General features: G+C 29.2%; 16 protein-coding genes and 1 tRNA gene. 8 read left to right on the plus strand and 9 right to left on the minus strand.

Going from position 1 to position 20,478, the window contains the following annotated elements:
* Positions 1-9: 9 nt before the first annotated feature.
* The 5 genes from LBP67_08790 to LBP67_08810 form a co-directional block, all read right to left on the minus strand.
* Positions 10-510 (minus strand): hypothetical protein, encoded by a 501-nt coding sequence (locus LBP67_08790; protein MDR2085073.1) that lies wholly within the window; start codon positions 508-510, stop codon positions 10-12.
* A gap of 21 nt (positions 511-531) precedes the next feature.
* Positions 532-1,479, minus strand: a complete 948-nt coding sequence (locus LBP67_08795; protein MDR2085074.1) for a GSCFA domain-containing protein — start codon at positions 1,477-1,479, stop codon at positions 532-534.
* Positions 1,476-3,401: an HD domain-containing protein gene (locus tag LBP67_08800; protein MDR2085075.1), complete on the minus strand. Its 1,926-nt coding sequence runs from the start codon at positions 3,399-3,401 to the stop codon at positions 1,476-1,478. The genes LBP67_08795 and LBP67_08800 overlap by 4 nt, the downstream gene beginning before the upstream one ends.
* Before the next feature lie 90 nt (positions 3,402-3,491).
* The gene (locus tag LBP67_08805; GenBank protein MDR2085076.1) at positions 3,492-5,174 is read right to left on the minus strand and encodes a glutamine--tRNA ligase/YqeY domain fusion protein; all 1,683 of its coding nucleotides are present in this window, start codon (positions 5,172-5,174) and stop codon (positions 3,492-3,494) included.
* Positions 5,175-5,356: 182 nt separating this feature from the next.
* Positions 5,357-6,067: a M48 family metallopeptidase gene (locus LBP67_08810; protein ID MDR2085077.1), complete on the minus strand. Its 711-nt coding sequence runs from the start codon at positions 6,065-6,067 to the stop codon at positions 5,357-5,359.
* Positions 6,068-6,315: 248 nt separating this feature from the next.
* Here LBP67_08810 and LBP67_08815 point away from each other — a divergent pair, with 248 nt between their 5' ends.
* From LBP67_08815 to LBP67_08835, 5 genes are all read left to right on the plus strand, one after another.
* Positions 6,316-7,836 carry a glycine--tRNA ligase gene (locus LBP67_08815; protein ID MDR2085078.1) on the plus strand — a complete coding sequence of 507 codons (1,521 nt, stop codon included), beginning with the start codon at positions 6,316-6,318 and terminating at the stop codon, positions 7,834-7,836.
* A gap of 13 nt (positions 7,837-7,849) precedes the next feature.
* Positions 7,850-8,257, plus strand: coding sequence for a hypothetical protein (locus LBP67_08820; GenBank protein MDR2085079.1), 408 nt, complete (start codon positions 7,850-7,852; stop codon positions 8,255-8,257).
* A 41-nt stretch (positions 8,258-8,298) separates the two neighbouring features.
* Positions 8,299-10,167 (plus strand): methylmalonyl-CoA mutase family protein, encoded by a 1,869-nt coding sequence (locus tag LBP67_08825; GenBank protein MDR2085080.1) that lies wholly within the window; start codon positions 8,299-8,301, stop codon positions 10,165-10,167.
* An 11-nt stretch (positions 10,168-10,178) separates the two neighbouring features.
* Positions 10,179-12,311: a methylmalonyl-CoA mutase gene (gene scpA, locus LBP67_08830; protein ID MDR2085081.1), complete on the plus strand. Its 2,133-nt coding sequence runs from the start codon at positions 10,179-10,181 to the stop codon at positions 12,309-12,311.
* A gap of 92 nt (positions 12,312-12,403) precedes the next feature.
* A tRNA-Cys gene (locus LBP67_08835) sits at positions 12,404-12,474 on the plus strand.
* An 8-nt stretch (positions 12,475-12,482) separates the two neighbouring features.
* Here the strand turns inward: LBP67_08835 and LBP67_08840 are convergent.
* The 3 genes from LBP67_08840 to rpiB are packed head-to-tail and all read right to left on the minus strand — an operon-like array spanning position 12,483 to position 14,549.
* Positions 12,483-12,740, minus strand: coding sequence for a hypothetical protein (locus tag LBP67_08840; protein ID MDR2085082.1), 258 nt, complete (start codon positions 12,738-12,740; stop codon positions 12,483-12,485).
* On the minus strand, positions 12,730-14,100 hold the full coding sequence (locus LBP67_08845; protein ID MDR2085083.1) for an LUD domain-containing protein: 1,371 nt from the start codon (positions 14,098-14,100) through the stop codon (positions 12,730-12,732). The genes LBP67_08840 and LBP67_08845 overlap by 11 nt, the downstream gene beginning before the upstream one ends.
* The gene (rpiB, locus tag LBP67_08850) at positions 14,100-14,549 is read right to left on the minus strand and encodes a ribose 5-phosphate isomerase B (GenBank protein MDR2085084.1); all 450 of its coding nucleotides are present in this window, start codon (positions 14,547-14,549) and stop codon (positions 14,100-14,102) included. Before rpiB ends, LBP67_08845 begins: the two co-directional genes overlap by 1 nt.
* A gap of 494 nt (positions 14,550-15,043) precedes the next feature.
* On the opposite strand from rpiB, the gene LBP67_08855 reads away from it, so the two are divergent.
* The 3 genes from LBP67_08855 to LBP67_08865 all read left to right on the plus strand — a co-directional run bounded on the left by LBP67_08855 (position 15,044) and on the right by LBP67_08865 (position 17,771).
* A complete protein-coding gene (locus LBP67_08855) occupies positions 15,044-16,540 on the plus strand; it encodes a hypothetical protein (GenBank protein ID MDR2085085.1) in 1,497 nt (498 codons plus the stop codon).
* Positions 16,540-16,986 (plus strand): nucleoside deaminase, encoded by a 447-nt coding sequence (locus tag LBP67_08860; GenBank protein MDR2085086.1) that lies wholly within the window; start codon positions 16,540-16,542, stop codon positions 16,984-16,986. Before LBP67_08855 ends, LBP67_08860 begins: the two co-directional genes overlap by 1 nt.
* Positions 16,987-17,105: 119 nt before the next feature.
* Positions 17,106-17,771, plus strand: a complete 666-nt coding sequence (locus tag LBP67_08865; protein ID MDR2085087.1) for a hypothetical protein — start codon at positions 17,106-17,108, stop codon at positions 17,769-17,771.
* Between the two features lie 4 nt (positions 17,772-17,775).
* Here the strand turns inward: LBP67_08865 and LBP67_08870 are convergent, their stop codons facing one another.
* The gene (locus LBP67_08870; GenBank protein MDR2085088.1) at positions 17,776-20,301 is read right to left on the minus strand and encodes a hypothetical protein; all 2,526 of its coding nucleotides are present in this window, start codon (positions 20,299-20,301) and stop codon (positions 17,776-17,778) included.
* Between the last annotated feature and the right edge of the window lie 177 nt (positions 20,302-20,478).

The following is a 20,478-nucleotide window of genomic DNA, read 5'->3' on the forward strand; positions in this document are numbered from 1 at the left end:
AGGGAAAAATTAAAAAGTCAATACAAATCCTATTCCGTTTGATGTCATTCCTAATTCCATACCAATAACAGGTTTTTCTATTTCTTCTAATGTATTATTGTAAATACTTACACCTTTATTTACATTTTTGCCAGCAGTAGTAACAAAAGGAATAGTAAATCCAATAAATCCGATACATGTACCAAATAATATCCATGTTATTTTTTCCATCCCAAAAATTAAATTGCCCAAACCATAACCTAAACAAAACCCTCCTATAGATGCAAAAACATTTGCCGTAATATTCAGTTTTTTTGCTTTTATTATGTATTTGTATGCTTCTTGATTATTAACCGTTATCCCTAACATTTGATTTATTGACAAGTGTATATTGTTTTGATAATATAAAGATTTGTTTTTATTCTGAATTATTGTTATCGGTTTTGCCTCGGGTTGATAAACAATTACCTCTTGACTTTTGCAATTAATTGCTGTCAGTATTATTACAGCTAATAATAACAGTTTTTGCATTATTACTACGTTTAATATATATTAAATAAATTCATTTCTCATCTTCGCAACTTTATTCCGTTGTTGTTCAATATATTCTTGATATTTTATATATTCAATTCCTTCCGACTTTTCAACCCTGTGTTGTAATGCTTTATTTAATTTTTCAATTTCTTTTATCAATTCATAAGAAGATTCGTTAATATAATTCTCTTTGAATTTTTTCCAAATATAATCAATCGCCACATTATTAAGATGTAACATATCCTCCGAATAAAATCTGTAATCACGTAAATCATCCATAATAATTTCATAAGCAGGAAAATAAAATACATCTTCATTAGAGCTGCAAACTTCATCTACTGCAATAATTAATGTCGATTTACTTCTTTGATTTTCAACAGCTCCATTTTTCCAATGTCTGATCGGACTAATAGTCAAAATAATTTGTAAATCTTCTTTTAAGTTTCGAATATAATTTATGATTCTGTTTAATGATTCAACAGTTTCATCTAAACTTAATCTTCTTTGATAAAATTGATTTGAGGGGAATTTGTGACAGTTACCTACAGGATAATCATTATCTATATTAAAATATACTATTGATGTTCCAAGAGTTAGAAAAATATAATCAGCATTACAAATAAAATCATGGGCTTCGAGTATTGATGAATTAATTTTCATTAAACTTCGTGCTGCTTCAAAATCGGAAAATATTCCATGATGATTAAAACTTAACCATTTATCATTAAAAAAAACTAAATCATTATGTTTGTATTGTTTTTCTTCGGAAATTTCCTTAATCATCGTTTCAATCGAATACGGATTATATAAAATTCCATACGGATTAACAAGCGTATTAAATTGAAGTTGCGTCAAAATATTTCCGATATTTTCACTGAAGCAGGAGCCTATCAATAAAATATTGTCGTTATATGAAATATTTAATTTTTTATCAATTGGAAATGTTGTTCGAAATTCATTTGTCATATGTTTAATTGATTTTTTGCATTAAACCATTTCAATTCAAGTATTTTATATGAGTACCTCGAATATAAATAAGCTGCATTCGGGCATTTTCTGTTATGAATTTTAATGTCGGCATTTTGAGAAATAAATCCGAAAACCTCATCACCCGGATTTACTTCACAACAACCCGCAAAAACGCCTTTAACTCTTGTTTCATCTTCAACCATAACAAGATACATGTTATGCGCAGATTTACTTTTAGTCTGAATTGTTTCTTTCTTTCCCTCGGACAGCTCCTTCATATTGTCGAGAAACCTTTTAACTTTTTGAGGACTAAGTCTCTCAGTCGCAATATCATGATATAAATCATTTCCAAATTTATAATCGAAATAATTTATAATTTCATTAATTACCTCAACAAAATCATATTTCCAATTCTTTATCTTTCTTTTAAGAATATCTTTTCCAAGCTCAACAAGTCGTTCATATTCTTCATTTAATGATTTTCTTATTTGATATTTTGCCTTAGTTGTTGTTGCTATCTTTAACCATTCAACTGTAGGTTTCTGGGTTTTTAACGTCCGAATAAAAATTGTATCACCATTTTGAAGCTTATAGGCCTTATCAACATTTTTATTGTTGATTATGCCGCCAACACATTTATTTCCTATTTCGGAATGAATTTCATAAGCAAAATCAAGTAAAGTTGCACCGGCATTGAATCTTTTAATTTGTTTATTCGGCGTAAAAACAAAAATTTCATCAATTAAGGATTCCGGTTTCATATTTTCGAGGATTTCCGCAAGAGCAAGCTTATCATTTTCAAGAACTTCTCTGATATCCTCCAGCCATTTCTCCAAAGAGGTTGTTTTGGTTTTATCTTTATAAGACCAATGTGCTGCGGGACCATATTCAGCAACTTTATCCATTCTCTTCGATCTGATTTGAACTTCAACCCAAGTGCTGTTTTTACTTTGTACCGTTGTATGAAGAGATTCATATCCATTTTCTCGAGGAATGCTTATCCAGTCTCGCGTGCGAGAAACCATAGGAGTATAAACATCTGTTATTGCAGCGTAAATCTGCCAACATAAAAGTTTTTCATCATTAAAATCAGAATCAAAAACAATTCTAATAGCATAAATATCATGTATATTTTCAATTGAAATATTCTGATTATTAATCTTTTTCCAAATAGAAAAGGGTGATTTTATCCTACTCTTTATTTCAAAAGGAATATTAATTTCTTTTAGTAAATCTTCTATCGGCTTAATAAAATCCGACAAAAAGTTTTTATCCTTTTCAATTATCTCATCAAGCTTGTTCTTAATTTCTTCATAATCAACCTTATTAGTATGCTTAAATGATCTCGTACTTAATTCCGTATAAATATTATACAAACCCATTCTATGTGCCAGCGGAGCATAAAGATACATTGCTTCAATACTAATTTTCTTTTGATAATCATTATTAAAACAAATTATCTCACGCATAGTAATAAGCCTGTCTATCAATACTATCATCACAACTCTAATATCAACGGAAACGTTAATTAAAAGTTTTCTGAAATATTCGGCTTTCGCTTCTACATCAATAAAATCGAGCTCGGTTATTTTTTGAATATTTTTGATAAACCCGATTGTCTCCGAAGACAATCTTTTTAAAAGACTGTGATTCTGATAATCTTCAGGAATTTGATTTCGCGCCAACAGAGTAGCAATAACAGAGTCAATATCAAGGTTTAATTCTCTAAGAACAATTATTGTTACTTTCAGATTATGTTGGTATATATTGAACCCATCTAATATATGCGGAGTCACTACATTACTTAGCTTTTCTTCGGCATAATCATTTATCTCTAATAAAAGATTATAATCACTTTCGGAAAAACGTGCTTTTCCTTCACTAAACAATATTTCTTTAAGCTCAGTTAATGACTTCATGAAAATAATTTGTTGATAAATAAGACTTTCTAAGTCTAGAGAATTTTGTTAAACTTAGAAAGTATCATTCATTTTAAATTCAATATTACTCTAAGAATTTTTCTTAGACCAAGTATCTTTCAATCCGACAGTTTTATTAAAAATCAGATTTTCATTATCAGCATATTTATCCAAACAAAAATATCCTAATCTTTGGAACTGATATCCGATTCCTTTTTTTGCATTTGCTAAAGACGGTTCCAACTTACAATTATTTTTTACTGTAATAGATTCCGGATTTAAAAATTCAAGATAATCGATGTCCTTATGACCATCCGGGTTAGGATCGTTGAATAATCTGTCATAAATTCTAACTTCAGCATTTATAGCATGTTTAGCCGAAACCCAATGTAAAGTTCCTTTAACTTTCCTATTCGACTGAGGTGCACCGCTACGAGTTTCGGAATCATAATCACAATGAATTGCAATAATTTTTCCTTTTGAATCTTTTTTTACTGAAGTGCATTTAATGATATAAGCACTTTTTAGACGAACTTCGTTTCCAGGACTTAGTCTGAAGAATTTTTTGGGAGGATCTTCCATAAAGTCTTCTCTTTCGATGTAAAGTTCATTACTAAAGGGAATGTTTCTTGTTCCCGCATTAGGATCTTCAGGATTGTTTTCCGTTGAGAAATATTCAGTTTTTCCTTCCGGATAATTATCTATTATCAGTTTAACCGGATCTATGACAGCCATAACACGCGGAGCTTTTTTATTAAGATCCTCACGAATCATAAACTCAAGCAATTCCATCTCTATAACGTTTTCCCTTTTTGCAATTCCTACTTTTTCATGAAAAGTGCGAATTGATTCAGGCGTATAACCCCTTCTTCGTAAACCTGAAATGGTTGGCATTCGGGGATCATCCCAACTATCAACATAATTTTTCTTAACAAGCTCCAGAAGTTTACGTTTACTCATGACCGTATAACTCAAGTTAAAACGTGCGAATTCGCGTTGTTTATTACGGATTTTTCCGGGAGTATAAACCTGATCCAAGAACCAATCGTAAAGCGGTCTATGTACTTCAAACTCAAGAGTACATAATGAATGAGTAATTCCTTCTATATAATCGCTCTGGCCATGTGCCCAATCATACATGGGATATATGCACCATTTGTTACCGGTTCTATTATGCTTAACATGCATTATTCTATACATAATTGGATCTCGCATATGCATGTTGGGCGATTTCATGTCAATCTTTGCTCTCAAAACTTTTTCACCATCATTAAATTCACCCGTTTTCATTCTTCTAAATAAATCCAGATTTTCTTCAACAGATCTGTTTCTGTACGGACTTTCAATTCCCGGTTCTGTTGGCGTTGTACGTTGTTGATTAATAATCTCTGCAGATTGGTCATCAACATAAGCTTTTCCATTTTTTATCAACAACTCAGCCCAATCATACAATTGATCAAAATAATCAGAAGCATAATATTCTCTATCCTCCCAGTCGAAACCAAGCCATTTAATATCTTCTTTTATAGATTCTACATATTCTTCTTCTTCCTTTGAAGGATTGGTATCATCAAATCTTAAATTTGTTTTGCCCTTATATTTTTTAGCAAGTCCGAAGTTAAGGCAAATAGCTTTAGCATGGCCAATATGGAGGTAGCCATTAGGTTCCGGTGGAAATCTGGTAAGTATTGTATTATTATATTCCGGTTTTTGTAAATCTTCTTCGATAATTTGTTCTAAGAAATTCAGCGGTTTATGTTCGTTGTTTTCCATATATATAAAATTTAATACAAATGCAAAGATAGAAAACTATTAAAAATTAAAAATTAAAAATTAAAAATTAAAATGACTATTTTGATAACAAGGGAATTAAAAAGAAACTCTAATGTTTTACAGAATCTTCAAGTTTATATATTTTTATTCTCCTAGACTTAGAAAGTCTTAAAAAATCTATATTATAAAATATGATATTCTTTTAATTCTTTTATTAAGTTTTTCTCCTGTCCCAGACAATAATAATCAACTAACTTATGGAATTCTTTACTATGGTTTTTATGAACTGTATGACAAAGTTCATGAATTATTACATAATCTATTAGATTTTCCGGCAACATTACTAGATATTTACTCAAGTTAATATTATTTTTTCCGGAGCAACTCCCCCATCGTGTTTTCGCACTTGTTATTTTTACGGAATTATATTCTAACTTTACTTCCAGAGAAATTTCTCTAATTCTATCTAATAAATAATTATTTGCAACAACAGATAATAATTTATCCAAACATTTTCTAATCTGTTCCTGTGATGAGGTTTTATTAATATCTATATGCTCAGGAAAAGTTATTGTCATTTCCGTCATATTTTCAACCTTAAAACTAATGATATTTTTTTGTTCATTTTGAGAAATAATATTCAAACTTACTTTATCATTGTATTGTTTTAATCCATATAAATAAACTGTTTTTTTGCTAAGTCTGCTTTTAGAATTTATAATCCAATTTTTTTTTGATAAAACAAATTTTTCAGCTTGCTTTATAGTTCCAAACAGCGGAATCGTAACATGTATCTCTTCACGCGAATTTACTTTGATGCGATAGCTTCTTGCTTTGTTGTTTTTTTTATATAAAACACTACCTATTTCAGGATAATTTCTCTCCTCCATCATGAAAGCAAAAGTAATAAATTTTTATGTTTGAAAAATTATTTGAAACTTACAGATTGTTTTTACTTTCTAAGTCTTAAGAAAAATATTATATCAATAAATGTTGTAACCAAAATTGTTTTTATCACCTTCTAAGTCTATAAACTTTTAAAGTAGAACAAAAAAGAGATTTTCACTATAACTCCATCAATTACAAAAAACTCTCAACTCTTAATTCTCAATTCTCAACTATTTACTATCTTTGCCGCATGATTAAACATGAAGATTTTTTCAAGAATTTAGTAGCTCACTGCAAAGAGTATGGCTTTATCTTTCAATCGAGTGAGATATATGACGGGCTTAGTGCCGTGTATGATTACGGTCAGATGGGCGTGGAGTTAAAAAACAATATCAAGCAATATTGGTGGAAATCTATGGTTCAATATAATGAAAATATTGTTGGTATTGATTCCGCAATCTTTATGCATCCGACAGTTTGGAAGGCTTCCGGACACGTTGATGCTTTCAATGATCCGCTAATCGATAATAAAGATTCTAAAAAACGTTATCGTGCAGATGTTCTTATTGAAGATCATATAGCTAAAATCGAAGGAAAAATCGAAAAGGAAGTAGAAAAAGCACGTAAACGTTTCGGTGATTCTTTTAATGAAGAACAGTTTATCTCAACTAATGAGAAAGTTTTGAAATATAATGAAGATATTAAAAATATTTCAAAACGTTTGGCAACTGCTTTAGAAAACAATGACTTGGCAGACGTTAAACAAATTATCATTGACCTTGAAATTGTTTGTCCTATTTCAGGTTCTAAAAATTGGACGGATGTTCGCCAGTTTAATTTGATGTTTTCTTCCCAAATGGGTTCAGTTAATGAAGATACTTCCACAATTTATCTGCGTCCGGAAACGGCTCAAGGTATTTTTGTCAATTTTCTTAATGTACAAAAGACAGGAAGAATGAAAATTCCTTTCGGAATTGCACAGATAGGCAAGGCTTTTAGAAATGAAATCGTGGCCCGTCAATTTATTTTCCGTATGAGAGAATTCGAACAAATGGAAATGCAGTTTTTCGTACGTCCCGGAACAGAACTCGAATGGTTCAAATATTGGAAAGATGAAAGAATAAAGTGGCATAACGCTCTCGGAATGGGTAATGAGAATTATCGTTTTCATGATCATGAAAAGTTAGCTCACTATGCAAATGCAGCAACAGACATCGAATATAATTTTCCTTTCGGGTTTAAAGAACTTGAAGGCATTCATTCTCGTACTGATTTCGATTTGAAAGCTCACATCGAACATTCAGGTAAAAAATTGCAGTATTTTGATTATGAGCTTAATGAAAATTACGTTCCATATGTTATTGAAACATCTATCGGTCTTGATCGAATGTTTTTGTCTGTTGTTTCTTTTGCTTATAACGAAGAAACATTGGAAGACGGTTCCATTCGGTCTGTAATGAAAATCCCGCCTATTCTTGCTCCAATTAAAGCTGCTATTCTGCCTTTAACAAAAAAAGATGGTTTAGCAGAAAAGGCAAGAGAAATTATGGATAAACTAAAATATGATTACATGTGTCAATACGATGAAAAAGATGCCATTGGAAAACGTTATCGCCGCCAAGATGCCATCGGTACTCCTTATTGTATTACCGTCGATTATCAAACTTTGGAAGATAATACTGTAACTATAAGAGAACGAGACACAATGACTCAAGAACGAATTAATATTTCTGAGATTTCCCAAATTATACAAACTCGCATTAAAATTAACTAAAAAAATATTTAAGATGAAAATAATTAAATCAATTACTTGTGCTTTAGTGTTATTGATAACTCTAACTTCTTGTGGTAAAAAAACCGACGAGCAAATCATAACGAATAACGTTAAAAGTTTTGCAAAGGCATTGTATTCCGGTGATTTCAAAAAAGCTGCAAAATATTGCACTAAAGATGCGGCAGAATCTATTATTATGATAGAAGGTTTGATAACAGAAGATATGCTTAAGGATATGAAAAAAACTAATCCTTCTGTAGAAATAATAGAAATTTCTATCGACGAACTTAGTCTTACTGCTCGTGTAAAATGTATAATAAAAGGGGCATACGACTTAAATTCAAAAACCGGAATCAGTCCTGATGAAATTCCTACTTCTTTTATTTTATATAAAGAAGAAAAGAAATGGTTAATAAATTAATTTCGATTACTATATATTGTTTAATCAACATATTATAATTTATGAATGATAAATTGTTCACTCAATTCCCCCCTATTTCTACTCAAGAATGGGAAGATTTGATATTAAAAGATTTAAAGGGTGCCGATTATGAGAAAAAGTTGGTTTGGAAAACTAACGAAAACATCTCTGTCCAACCTTATTATAGAGAAGAAGATTTAGAAAGTGCTTTTCAACTTTCAAAAAACGGCACTTTCCCCTATCGTAAAATGAATGATTCCAATTGGAAAGTACGACAAGATTTTTTTGTTAATGATGATCTGTCGAATATTAACGAACAAATTCATACCGCAATTAACAATGGCGTAACTTCAATCGGCTTAAATATTACAGACTTAGAAAGTCTTGATAAAGAGTATCTCTATAAACTTTTAAGGGGAGTTTGTCCGGAAATGACAGAAATAAATTTCATCTGTAATGATAATGTATTAAAACTTCTCGGTTTAATTAAAGATTTTTTTACGGATGAAAAATTAATTGCTGAAAGAATTTATATAAATATTGAATTTGATCCTTTTGAAAAATTCATCACCGAAGGAAAAAGTTCTCTCGAAGGTATTGAAACCCTCCGTTTGCTAATTTTAAATAGCGGTTTCGCACCTAATATGCGTGTCGGAGTTATTAATGCCGGACTTTTTGCAAATTGCGGTGCAAGTATTGTCGAAGAAATTGCTTTTGGAATTAGTGAATTTGCCGATCTACTTGATTATCTCACCGAAGCCGGATTAACAATTGATGAAATCGCTAAGAGATTAAAATTCAAGACTAGTATTGGATCAAATTATTTTATGGAAATAGCAAAAATAAGGGCTATTCGTTTCATTTGGACAAAAATTGTTGAAGCTTACGAACCGACAAATATTGATAATTGTAATATTTATCTTCATGCCGAAACTTCTTCTTGGAACAAAACTTTGTATGATCCGTATGTGAATATGTTGAGAACAACAACAGAATCAATGTCTTCAATTTTAGGAGGAATTGATTCTCTAAATATTCTTCCTTTCAATTTTATTACAATGCAAAATGATGATTTTGCGTTTAGAATTGCCCGTAATCAACAACTTCTTCTTAAAGAGGAATCTAATTTTGATAAAGTTGCTGACCCGGCTGCCGGTTCTTATTATATCGAAAATTTAACTTCTCAAATAATTAACCGTACTTGGGAACAGTTTTTAATGATTATTGAAAAACACGGATTTATTAATTGTTTCAAAAATAATTTTATTCAAGATATTATTTCCGAATCTTCTACCAAAAGGGATAATGCTATTGCAACCAGAAAAGAAAATTTTGTAGGAGTAAATCAATTTCCTAATATTACTGAAACTATTGATTTCGAATTAAAAGACAACGAAGAAACTCCGGAAATACCATCATGTTGTGCAGGTGAAGAATCTGACAGTTTTAAAACTTTACAAACATATAGGGGGCCGGAAGCTTTTGAAAGACTTCGTTTAAAAACAGAACTTTTTACAAAAGAAACCGGACACAGGCCTACTGTTTTCTTGTTTACTTATGGAAACCTTGCTATGAGAATAGCTCGTGCCGGATTTGCTTCCAATTTCTTTGGTTGTGCCGGTTATGAAATTATAAATAATAACGGATTTACTTCTGTGGAAGTAGGAGTTGCCGCTGCTAAGGCTTCTAATGCAGATATTGTAGTTATTTGTAGTGCCGATGAAGAATATGAAGTAATTGCTCCTGAAATTTATAACGGACTAAAAGATGATGCAATAATAGTTATTGCCGGCAATCCGAAGGACTCAATGGATAAATTAACTTCTATAGGAATTAAACATTTTATTCATGTTAAAACCAATCTTTTGGAAAGTCTTGAGTATTTTCAGGATATAATTCTTAATTACTAAATTTTTTTGTTATGCAACCGAAATATAAGAATATAAATATTAGCAATGTTGAAGAAAATAAAGCTGTTAATAATTCCGGAACTTCTTGGATTACAGATGAACATATAGAAATAAAAAAGGAATTTTCGAAAAAAGATCTTGATAATATGGAGCATTTGCATTATGCTGCCGGATTGCCTCCTTTCTTGAGGGGTCCCTACTCTACTATGTATGTAATGCAACCTTGGACAATTCGTCAATATGCCGGATTTTCAACAGCTGAAGAATCAAATGCTTTTTATCGTAGAAACTTAGCAGCCGGACAAAAAGGCTTGTCTATAGCTTTCGATTTGGCAACTCACAGAGGTTATGATTCCGATCATCCGCGTGTTATCGGAGATGTAGGTAAAGCAGGAGTAGCCGTCGATTCTATTCTGGATATGAAAATTTTATTCGACCAAATTCCTTTGGATAAAATGTCTGTATCAATGACGATGAACGGCGCTGTTCTTCCAATTTTGGCTTTTTATATTGTTGCCGGTCTGGAACAAGGTGTTTCCTATGAACAGATGCAAGGCACTATTCAAAATGATATTTTGAAAGAATTCATGGTAAGAAATACTTACATTTATCCACCGGCCCCATCTATGAGAATTATTGGCGATATTTTTCAGTTTACTGCCCAAAAAATGCCTAAATTCAACAGCATAAGTATTTCCGGTTATCACATGCAAGAAGCCGGCGCAACTGCCGATATCGAATTAGCTTATACTTTAGCAGACGGTTTAGAATATCTAAGAACGGGTGTTAACTCAGGAATGAATATTGATGATTTTGCTCCCCGTCTTTCTTTCTTTTGGGGTATAGGAATGAATCATTTTACTGAAATTGCGAAAATGCGAGCAGCAAGAATGTTATGGGCAAAAATTGTAAAAGAGTTTAATCCCAAAAATCCTAAGTCGATGGCTCTCAGAACTCACAGTCAAACTTCGGGTTGGAGTTTAACAGAGCAAGATCCTTTCAACAATGTTGCTCGTACTTGTATTGAGGCAATGGGTGCCGTATTGGGACATACTCAATCTCTTCATACTAATGCCCTTGATGAAGCTATTGCATTACCTACAGATTTTAGTGCAAGAATTGCAAGAAATACACAATTATATCTTCAAGAAGAAACCAATATTTGTCGTTCAGTTGATCCTTGGGCAGGTTCCTATTACGTTGAGTATCTAACACATCAAATTGCTCACAAAGCTTGGGATCTTATTCAGGAAGTTGAAAAACTCGGCGGAATGGCTAAAGCTATTGAAACCGGAATTCCTAAAATGCGCATTGAGGAAGCTGCTGCCCGTAAACAAGCCAAAATTGATACGGCACAAACCACAATCGTTGGTGTTAATAAATATCGTCTCGAAAAAGAAGCTCCTATTGAAACTCTTGAAGTTGATAATACAGCAGTTCGTGAAGCACAACTTCGCAGACTGGAAGAGTTAAAAACAAACAGAAATAATGAAGAGGTAAAAATTGCTTTGGATGCAATTACAAAATGTTGTGAAACCGGAGAAGGCAATTTACTTGAACTTAGTATTGTTGCGGCTCAAAAGAGAGCTTCATTAGGAGAAATTTCAGATGCTTGTGAAAAAGTTTTTGGTAGATATAAAGCTGTGATACATTCAATTTCAGGCGTTTATTCTTCAGAGTCTAAGGATGACGCACAATTTAAGAAAGCTCAGGAACTTGCAGATAAGTTTGCAAAATTGGTAGGTCGCCAACCAAGAATTATGGTTGCCAAGATGGGTCAAGACGGACATGACAGAGGTGCGAAAGTCGTTTCAACCGGATATGCAGATATTGGTTTTGATGTTGATATGGGACCTCTTTTCCAAACGCCGGAGGAAGCAGCTCGTCAAGCTGTGGAAAATGATGTTCATGTTCTTGGTGTTTCGAGTTTGGCTGCCGGACATAAAACTCTTGTCCCAAAAGTTATTGAAGAACTCGAAAAATTAGGCAGAGGCGATATTATGGTAATTGTCGGAGGTGTTATTCCTCCGCAAGACTATCAATGTTTATATGATGCCGGAGCTGCTGCAATTTTTGGTCCAGGTACTAAAATTACTGATGCCGGTATTAAGATTTTAGAATTACTATTAGAAGCGTATAGTTAATGAAAGACAATGGAAGCAAAAACCATTTCCATTGTTTTTTACAAAGAAATATTGCTCATTAATAAAATTTTATTATCTTTGCATTCCATTTAGGTGTCGTGGCCGAGTGGTTAGGCAGCGGTCTGCAAAACCGCCTACAGCAGTTCGAATCTGCTCGTCACCTCTTCCCGTTTAATTATTTCTATATTTGTAATATAAAAACAAATCGCAGCTTACTAATAGTGCATTAAAAATATACAAATACATTACTAAATCATAATTATAAAGAATTTTGTGGATAACTCCCATAATATATCCTATAATTATAATAATCATAAATGCCGGACTTTTTCCTGTAACTTTTTTTGTTTTAAGTGTTTTGGCAATAGATACGGGCCAGCTGAAAGCAAAACACATTAACATTAATATTTCAAAAATACTATAATTCATTTTTTTTCTTTTCAGTAAATTGTTTTGAAAAACTTTGTTTCGCGAATTCCGGTAATTCTCTCTGATTACCCCAAGGTTTTCTCATCATTCTTTTATACTTCAATCTTTTAAAAGCATAATTCATACCATTCATTCGCCCTCTTTTTAATGTTTTATTATACAACGTTTTAATTATCTTATCATCTGATAAAGAATGAATTTCCCTTTTTACAATTTCATTTCGCGTATTTATAATAATATTATTAATATCAATATTAACAGGACAAACTGTGGAACATTTTCCACATAAAGTAGAAGTATAAGGCAAATGTTTAAAATTCTTCATTGATTCAATAAAAGGCGATGCAATAGTTCCGTAGGGCCCGGGGAAAGCATTTGCGTAAGCATAACCTCCAACTTTTTTACATACAGGACAAACATTGGAACAAGCACCGCATTTTACACATCTTAATACACTTCTTAATTTGCTGTTTTTCAATAATTCCGTTCTATTATTATTAACAAGAATTACATATAAATTTTTATCTTTTTCTTTTGTAGGTGTAATAATTGTTCCGAATGTCATCATTTTTTGTCCAGTGGAAAAAGACGATAATAAAGGAAAAACCACATCCAGATCCCTAACCTGTCCGTATAATTTATCAATTCCTGCCACAATTATATGTGTCTTTGCTGTACTTATAGATCTTAAAATATTTCCTTCATTTTCAATAACCACTAAAGATCCCGTCTCCGCAATAACTGCATTTGCTCCACTAATTACCGTATCAGCATCCAAAATTTTTTCTCTTATTTTTTCGGAAATAAAGTGTGTAATTCCCTCATTAGTGAGAACATTATCTTCAACAGTATATTTTTCTTTTATTATTTCTAAAATTTCTTCTAAGTTATACTCTACAGTTGATAAAACAATATGAGACGATTTTGTTCTTACAATCTTTTCTATATGTTCGGCAATATTTGTAAAAGTAATATCTTCAACTTTTTTATTTATTGATTCTCTTAGATTTATTTCTTCAAGAGTACTGCTTTTTGATAGCAAAACTTTTTTTGATTGTTCTTCTTTTATTATTTTTAATATAATATCCAATACATCTTTTGTATTAGGAACAATAAATAATTTTCCTCCATTTGAAATAAAATTTTTTTCAAATTTACTTATTACGCTATTAAGATTGTATAAATTTTTTTCCTTAATAGAAACTAACTTTGCTTTTGCCGTATTAATATCAGAAAATTGGGAAATTGCATAATTTTTTCCCTTTTCCCATCTATTTAAATTGTTAATAATAGACTTATTAATTTCGATATTAATATTATTCTCCTCCGACGAATAATCAACAAAAGTCATTGTTTCCATTAAAGTAATATTTTATTAATTTTATCTATTCTTTCTTTATGTCTTCCCCCTTCAAAATCTGTTTTTAAGAAAGTACAAACTATTTTTTCTGCTTCATCTTCGGAAATAAATCTCGCCGGAAGAGACAAAACATTAGCATCATTGTGTTTTCTTGCGAATTGTGCAATAATTTCACTCCAGCAAAGAGCAGCTCTAACATTCGGATATTTATTAGCTGTCATAGAAACACCATTTCCGGAACCACATAAAATAATTCCATGTTCAATTTCGCCTTTATTTATTTCGGAAGCTAATGGATGAATATAATCAGGATAATCTACACTTTCTTCACTATTTGTTCCAAAATCATTTACTGCATAACCATTCTTAAGAAGAAATTTTTTTACAGATTCTTTCATTGCAAAACCAGCATGGTCACTTGCCATTCCTATAATATTATTTTTTTTCATAAAAATTTTTTACAAAGATAATATGTTTTTTATCAATTTGTTGTGATGAAAGAAAAAAATACAACTTTCTAAGTTTATAGAAAATTTTTCACTTGTTAAATCAATGTTAATTTTTACACAATTTTCTGTTAATATTTTTTTTTATTTGTTTAAAAATATTTCATTTATAAGTTATCATCAATTTTCGCTGTCAAAAGTTATTATATAAATATAATTTTCAACTGTTAGCAAAATATACGTCTATTATCAATATATTTTGTTAATAATAAAACTATATTTATAAAACTCTTATTTAAAATAAAGTATGTTCATTGAATATTTTTATTTTGAACAAAATACATTTTTTTTTTGTTAATAAATAAATTATCAACAAAATTCACAACATCATCATTAAACAAATCATTTTCTTTTTAAAATAAAAATATTTTTAATAATGATAGATTGTTAATTTCCATTTTGATTAAATAAATAACTTTGCAAAAATAATTCTAAACATGAAATATAAATCTTTTTTGTTTTTCATTTATATGTTTACTTGCGTTCATTTGTTTTCTCAGGAAAATATTGAATATAAAAAGTTCTATTATAATAACGGAACTTTGTCAAGCGAAGGAACTTTAACAGATGGTAAACCAGATGGGTACTGGAAATCATATTACAACACAGGTATTTTAAAATCTGAAGGAAATAGAGTTGATTTTGTTTTAGACGGTATATGGAAATTTTATTCTGAAGATGAAAAATTAAATTTGTCTATTGAATATAGAAATGGGAAAAAAGATGGGAATAGAATTAGTTATCAACAAAATATAATTGTTTCTGAATCTTTTAAAGATGATAAAAAGAATGGGATGACTTATACTTATGATTATAATAATAATGTTTTGAAATCAATCAATTATATTGATGATCTGGAACATGGTTGGATGAAGGAATTTGATAATACTGGTAGAATTATACAAATTACAAGATATAGAAATGGATTTATTATTAGTAGTGAATGGATTAATAGACTTGATAAAAACGGTTTAAGACAGGGAAGATGGGTAGAATTTCATGAGAATGATAATATTTCAAAAGAAGAATTTTATATAAATGATAAATTAACAGGATATGCCAAGTATTATGATAAAAACGGAAATTTAATTGATGTATTCAAGTATGAAAATGGAAATAAAGTTGTTGATTCTAAAGAAGTTGTCAAAGTTGATATAAAGAAAGATTATTATCCGAACGGAAAATTAAAAACAATAGCTACATATAAAAATAATATTCCTGATGGGGTAAGAAGAGATTATGATACAATAGGAAATATTACTGATTCTTTTCTTTTTGAAGATGGAATTGTTATTGGTGAAGGAATTATTGATGAACACATGAAACGTCACGGACAATGGAAGGATTATTATAAAGATGGTTTATTGAGGGCTGAAGGAAGATATAATGACGGAAAAAAAGTAGGAAAATGGATCTATTATCATAATAATGGAAATATTGAACAAGAAGGATATTATAATGAAAACGGAGATTATCAAGATATTTGGATTTGGTATTATTCAACAGGTGAACTTTTAAGAGAAGAAACATTTATTAATGGTTTCGAAAATGGAATATTTTTTGAGTATTCTGAAGAAGGAAATATATTAGTTCAAGGTAATTATAATTATGGTTTAGAAGATGGTTTATGGACATATAATGTTAATGAAATTCTTGAACAAGGATACTATAAAAATGGGAACAAGGATGGAGAATGGATTACGAAAAATAAAGATGGAATAATAATTAAAAAGGAGAAATTTCTTGATGGGAATCCGGATGGAAAACAGTTTTATTATTATTCGGACGGAAAGATATATAGAGAAGAGAATTATATAAATGGTTTTGAGGATAACGATTGGTATTATTATGATAAAAATGGTGATATTTTTCTAATAATTAAATATGATTCTGGACAAGAAATAATGTATAATCAAGTTAAAATAGTGTTTTAATGTATTATACAGATGAATATTTTATGCGAGAAGCTTTGAAAGAAGCACAAAAAGCATTTGAAGAAGGAGAAGTACCAATAGGAGCAATTGCGGTTTTTGAAAATAAAATAATTGCACGATCTCATAATTTGACTGAAAAATTAAAGGATTGTACTGCGCATGCAGAAATATTGTGTGTTACAACAGTAAATGAAATTGTTGGTTCAAAATATTTACATAATATTAGTATTTATGTAAGTTTAGAACCTTGTGTAATGTGTGCTGGTGCGTTGTTCTGGTCACAAATAAACAAGCTTATTTATGCTGCGGAAGATGAAAAAAGAGGATTTTCTAAATTTGGAAATTTATTACATCCAAAAACAGAAATAATTAAAGGAATACTAAAAAAAGACTCGGAAAATTTAATGAAAGAATTTTTTTTGAAGGTTAGACAACGTAATAAATAGATTTTTATTTAAACTTAGAAAGTCTTAAAAAAGTAATCTTAATATTGGTAATGTTTTTAGGTTTTATGCAATTATATTATATAGTAATTAATTTTTTATTAATTAAATATAAATATGTTATGCGTAAAACTAATTTTAAAAATTTATTTGCTTCAATGATTGAAGAAAGAATATATCATATTTTCAATCAGGGAAATAATAAGGAAGATATATTCCGCAGTGAAGAAAATAAAAGATATTTTATGGAAAAATTAAATAAATATATTGGTCCATTTGCTGATATTGGAATAAAATGTTTAATGAATAATCATTTCCATATTGTTTTAAAGATTAAGCCATATAAAATTATGGCATTACAGATTCCACATGTAAAAGGATTAACACAAGTAATAGAGAGACATAAACGAATTGGTAAACGCAATGAAGATAGTATAATAATAAGTGAAATGTTACGAAGATTTTTTATGTCTTATGCTAAGGCTTTCAACAAAATGTATAATAGAACGGGTAGTCTGTTTAGAAAAAATTTCAAAAGAAAATTAATAACAACAAAGAGATATTTGCGAAACATATTGTTGTATATACATAAAAATCCTAAAATTCATAAATTTACAGATGAATTTATAAATTATCCGTGGAGTAGTTACCAAGAATATTTAATAGGAGATATAAAAAATAGTTTTGCCAAACAGATACTTGAATTATTTGATAGTCAGAAAGATTATATTTGTGCTCATATAAAATATGTAATAGAAGATGATGATGACATAATAATATTAGAATAAAAACCTATTTTAATAAAGGTAAAATAATTTGAAATAAAGCACCATTTTCTGAATGTAAATTATAAATTTCACCACCTGAACCTTCAATAATATTCTTAACGATAGCGAGCCCAAGCCCTGTCCCACCCGACTTTGTTGTAAAATTTGGAAGAAAAATTTTTGTTTTCATCTTATTGGATATACCTGGACCATTATCTTGTATTTCTATTATTACTGAAGAATCATTAATATAAGTATTGATATCAATTTTTAAAACTTTTTCAGGTTCTTTTTCATTTTTAAAGGCTTGAATAGAATTTCTAATTAAATTATGAAAAACACGAGTTATTAAATTTTGATCAGCATAAATAAAAATATTTTCTTCATTTGAATGAAGAATAATCTTGATATTTATCTGATTATAAAAATCTATTATTTGATTAATTGTTGCAATAATATTTAATTTTTCATTTTTTGCTTCTGGTAAGTTCGCAAAATTACTAAAAGCTGTTGCAATTTCCGATAAAGAGTCTATTTGGGAAATCATTGTCTCTTTATATTTTTCTATTTGTTTATCAAAGCTTTCCTGATCTTCCTTCCAGAGTTTATAAATATATTGAGTAGAAAGTTTCATTGGTGTTAACGGATTCTTTATTTCATGTGCGATTTGTTTAGCCATTTCTCGCCAAGCACTTTCTCTTTCAGACTTAGAAAGTAGATTAACACTTTTTTCTAACTCATCAACTTTCAGATTATATACTTCAACTAATTTTCCTATTTCATCATCTTGAATGTAATCTATTTTTTCATTTGTTTTTTGTAAACTAAGACTTGAAAGTTTATCTTTTAGCATTCCAAGAGGACGGGTAATAAACCTGGAAAGTATATATGTCATAATAATTGCAACAATAATGATTATCAAATATAAGTTTATAAAAGAAATAATATAATTTCTGATTTCATTCTGTAATTCAACTTGTTTGGTAAAGTATGGAATGTTTAAAAAGTATATCTTATCATTTTTATCTGAAAAAACCATATAAGAAGAAAGATATGTATATGAACCAATGTTTTCCTTATGTAAAAAGCGATTATTATTCTGTAAATTCTGAAAGGCATCAATATTGATTAAAGATGAAGATATATTATTTAAAAGCATTTCTTCATTTGATGTTCCGATAAGAAACCCGTCTTGATCATAAACATTTATGTCTAGAAAATGAATACCGGAAAGATTTACTAATATTTCATTTAAATAATCGTGTTGATCTTCAGAATAGTTAATTATTTGTGCTAATTCTTTACTAAGTGAATGTGTTTTCTCAATTAAAATATCTTCGTTTTTATTATTATTTAGCGAAATAACAAGGGAAATTGAAAATATGCCAATTATTAAGCTTATTATTATAAAGAAAATAATGGATGAATTCTGAATTTTCTGCTTTAAACTTGTATTACCGAAAGACTTTTGTTGTGAGAAAAAATTAACTATTAAACAAGACAAAAAATATACAAATAATAAACAAATAAAAATCAATGAAAATACTGAAAATATGTAAGTTATTATGCTATATGATTTACTTATTATAATCAACAAATCATCTTCTGTCTTATTTTTAAAAACAAAATGTTTATATCCGTGTTCAACGTAATAATAATCTCCATCTCTGCTTTTTTCATCTTCAGAAACATAATCTTTATAAGAATATTTTCCGATGCTTCTAATTAGATAATTATCAATATAAATACCAATTGAATATTTGCTAAGATTAATACTATATAGCTGAGACTCAGGAGTTGATAATATTTCAGAATAACCAATTCCTTCTAAATTATATTTTGGAATAATATCAAACCAAATATCATAATTTTTTGTTTTTAAATGATAAATATAGTACGGAACATCATGAAGATCTCTAATGTAATTTAAATTATTATCTAAGGTTTTTATTCCATAATTTTCTGTAAACCAATTGAAATAATTATTGCAATTGTAAATATTTGTGTCATTATCTATTTGTATTGTTGTTGCAGAATCGGCAATAATATATTTAACATAATATTTTGATAAATAACCGTAATTGAAATGTTCATTAATTAAATTGTTTAGATAAATTGAATTTTCATTCTGTATTAAATTATTCATTGACAAATTGTAAATCAAAGAATCATTTTTAAATTCGCTAAGAATCCAGGATAATGTTTGTTCAACTAAAGAATTTCTTATAAAAATATTATCATTTGCAATTAATTTTGCGTTAATTTCTTCTTTTTTATTGTTTGAATTGTTAAATAAAACAGTTAAAAGAATAGAAATAACAAAAACAATTGAAAGTATAACCGGTGATAGAACCTTATTGGTTTCTTTATTTAATATTCTGAAAATTAAGTTTGAAGAAATTATTATTATTGAGGTAGCAGTTAAAAGAATAGAAAGATATATTAAAATAGAAAAAATATTAGTTTTCGATAATTGTAAAAAGACAATATCAGTTGTGCTGATAATGAATATTTTATTGATAATAAAAAAACATAATAAAATTATTATCATAAAAATGAGGTAGAATATAACGTTTACAAGAGGCTTTTTTCTTGAATTATATTCTTTCTTGTCAATATTAAATATAAAAATAATAATTAATAAAAAGAAAAAGGAACTGATTAATAAATCTCCAGGGTTATCTAACAAAAAGTAAATATTTGAAAACTTTTTATTAAAAATAGGTGA

This window comes from Bacteroidales bacterium (genome assembly GCA_031276035.1).
GTDB lineage: Bacteria > Bacteroidota > Bacteroidia > Bacteroidales > BM520 > RGIG7150.

Excerpts from the sequence above, each read along its gene's own strand:
- rpiB (MDR2085084.1), bottom strand. The coding sequence starts at position 14,549 with ATGAAAAAAAATAATATTATAGGAATGGCAAGTGACCATGCTGGTTTT.
- scpA (MDR2085081.1), top strand. The coding sequence starts at position 10,179 with ATGCAACCGAAATATAAGAATATAAATATTAGCAATGTTGAAGAAAAT.
- LBP67_08790 (MDR2085073.1), bottom strand. The coding sequence starts at position 510 with ATGCAAAAACTGTTATTATTAGCTGTAATAATACTGACAGCAATTAAT.
- LBP67_08860 (MDR2085086.1), top strand. The coding sequence starts at position 16,540 with ATGTATTATACAGATGAATATTTTATGCGAGAAGCTTTGAAAGAAGCA.
- LBP67_08825 (MDR2085080.1), top strand. The coding sequence starts at position 8,299 with ATGAATGATAAATTGTTCACTCAATTCCCCCCTATTTCTACTCAAGAA.
- LBP67_08795 (MDR2085074.1), bottom strand. The coding sequence starts at position 1,479 with ATGACAAATGAATTTCGAACAACATTTCCAATTGATAAAAAATTAAAT.
- LBP67_08840 (MDR2085082.1), bottom strand. The coding sequence starts at position 12,740 with ATGAATTATAGTATTTTTGAAATATTAATGTTAATGTGTTTTGCTTTC.
- LBP67_08845 (MDR2085083.1), bottom strand. The coding sequence starts at position 14,100 with ATGGAAACAATGACTTTTGTTGATTATTCGTCGGAGGAGAATAATATT.
- LBP67_08810 (MDR2085077.1), bottom strand. The coding sequence starts at position 6,067 with ATGATGGAGGAGAGAAATTATCCTGAAATAGGTAGTGTTTTATATAAA.
- LBP67_08800 (MDR2085075.1), bottom strand. The coding sequence starts at position 3,401 with ATGAAGTCATTAACTGAGCTTAAAGAAATATTGTTTAGTGAAGGAAAA.
- LBP67_08870 (MDR2085088.1), bottom strand. The coding sequence starts at position 20,301 with ATGATAATAATTTTATTATGTTTTTTTATTATCAATAAAATATTCATT.
- LBP67_08865 (MDR2085087.1), top strand. The coding sequence starts at position 17,106 with ATGCGTAAAACTAATTTTAAAAATTTATTTGCTTCAATGATTGAAGAA.
- LBP67_08805 (MDR2085076.1), bottom strand. The coding sequence starts at position 5,174 with ATGGAAAACAACGAACATAAACCGCTGAATTTCTTAGAACAAATTATC.
- LBP67_08820 (MDR2085079.1), top strand. The coding sequence starts at position 7,850 with ATGAAAATAATTAAATCAATTACTTGTGCTTTAGTGTTATTGATAACT.
- LBP67_08855 (MDR2085085.1), top strand. The coding sequence starts at position 15,044 with ATGAAATATAAATCTTTTTTGTTTTTCATTTATATGTTTACTTGCGTT.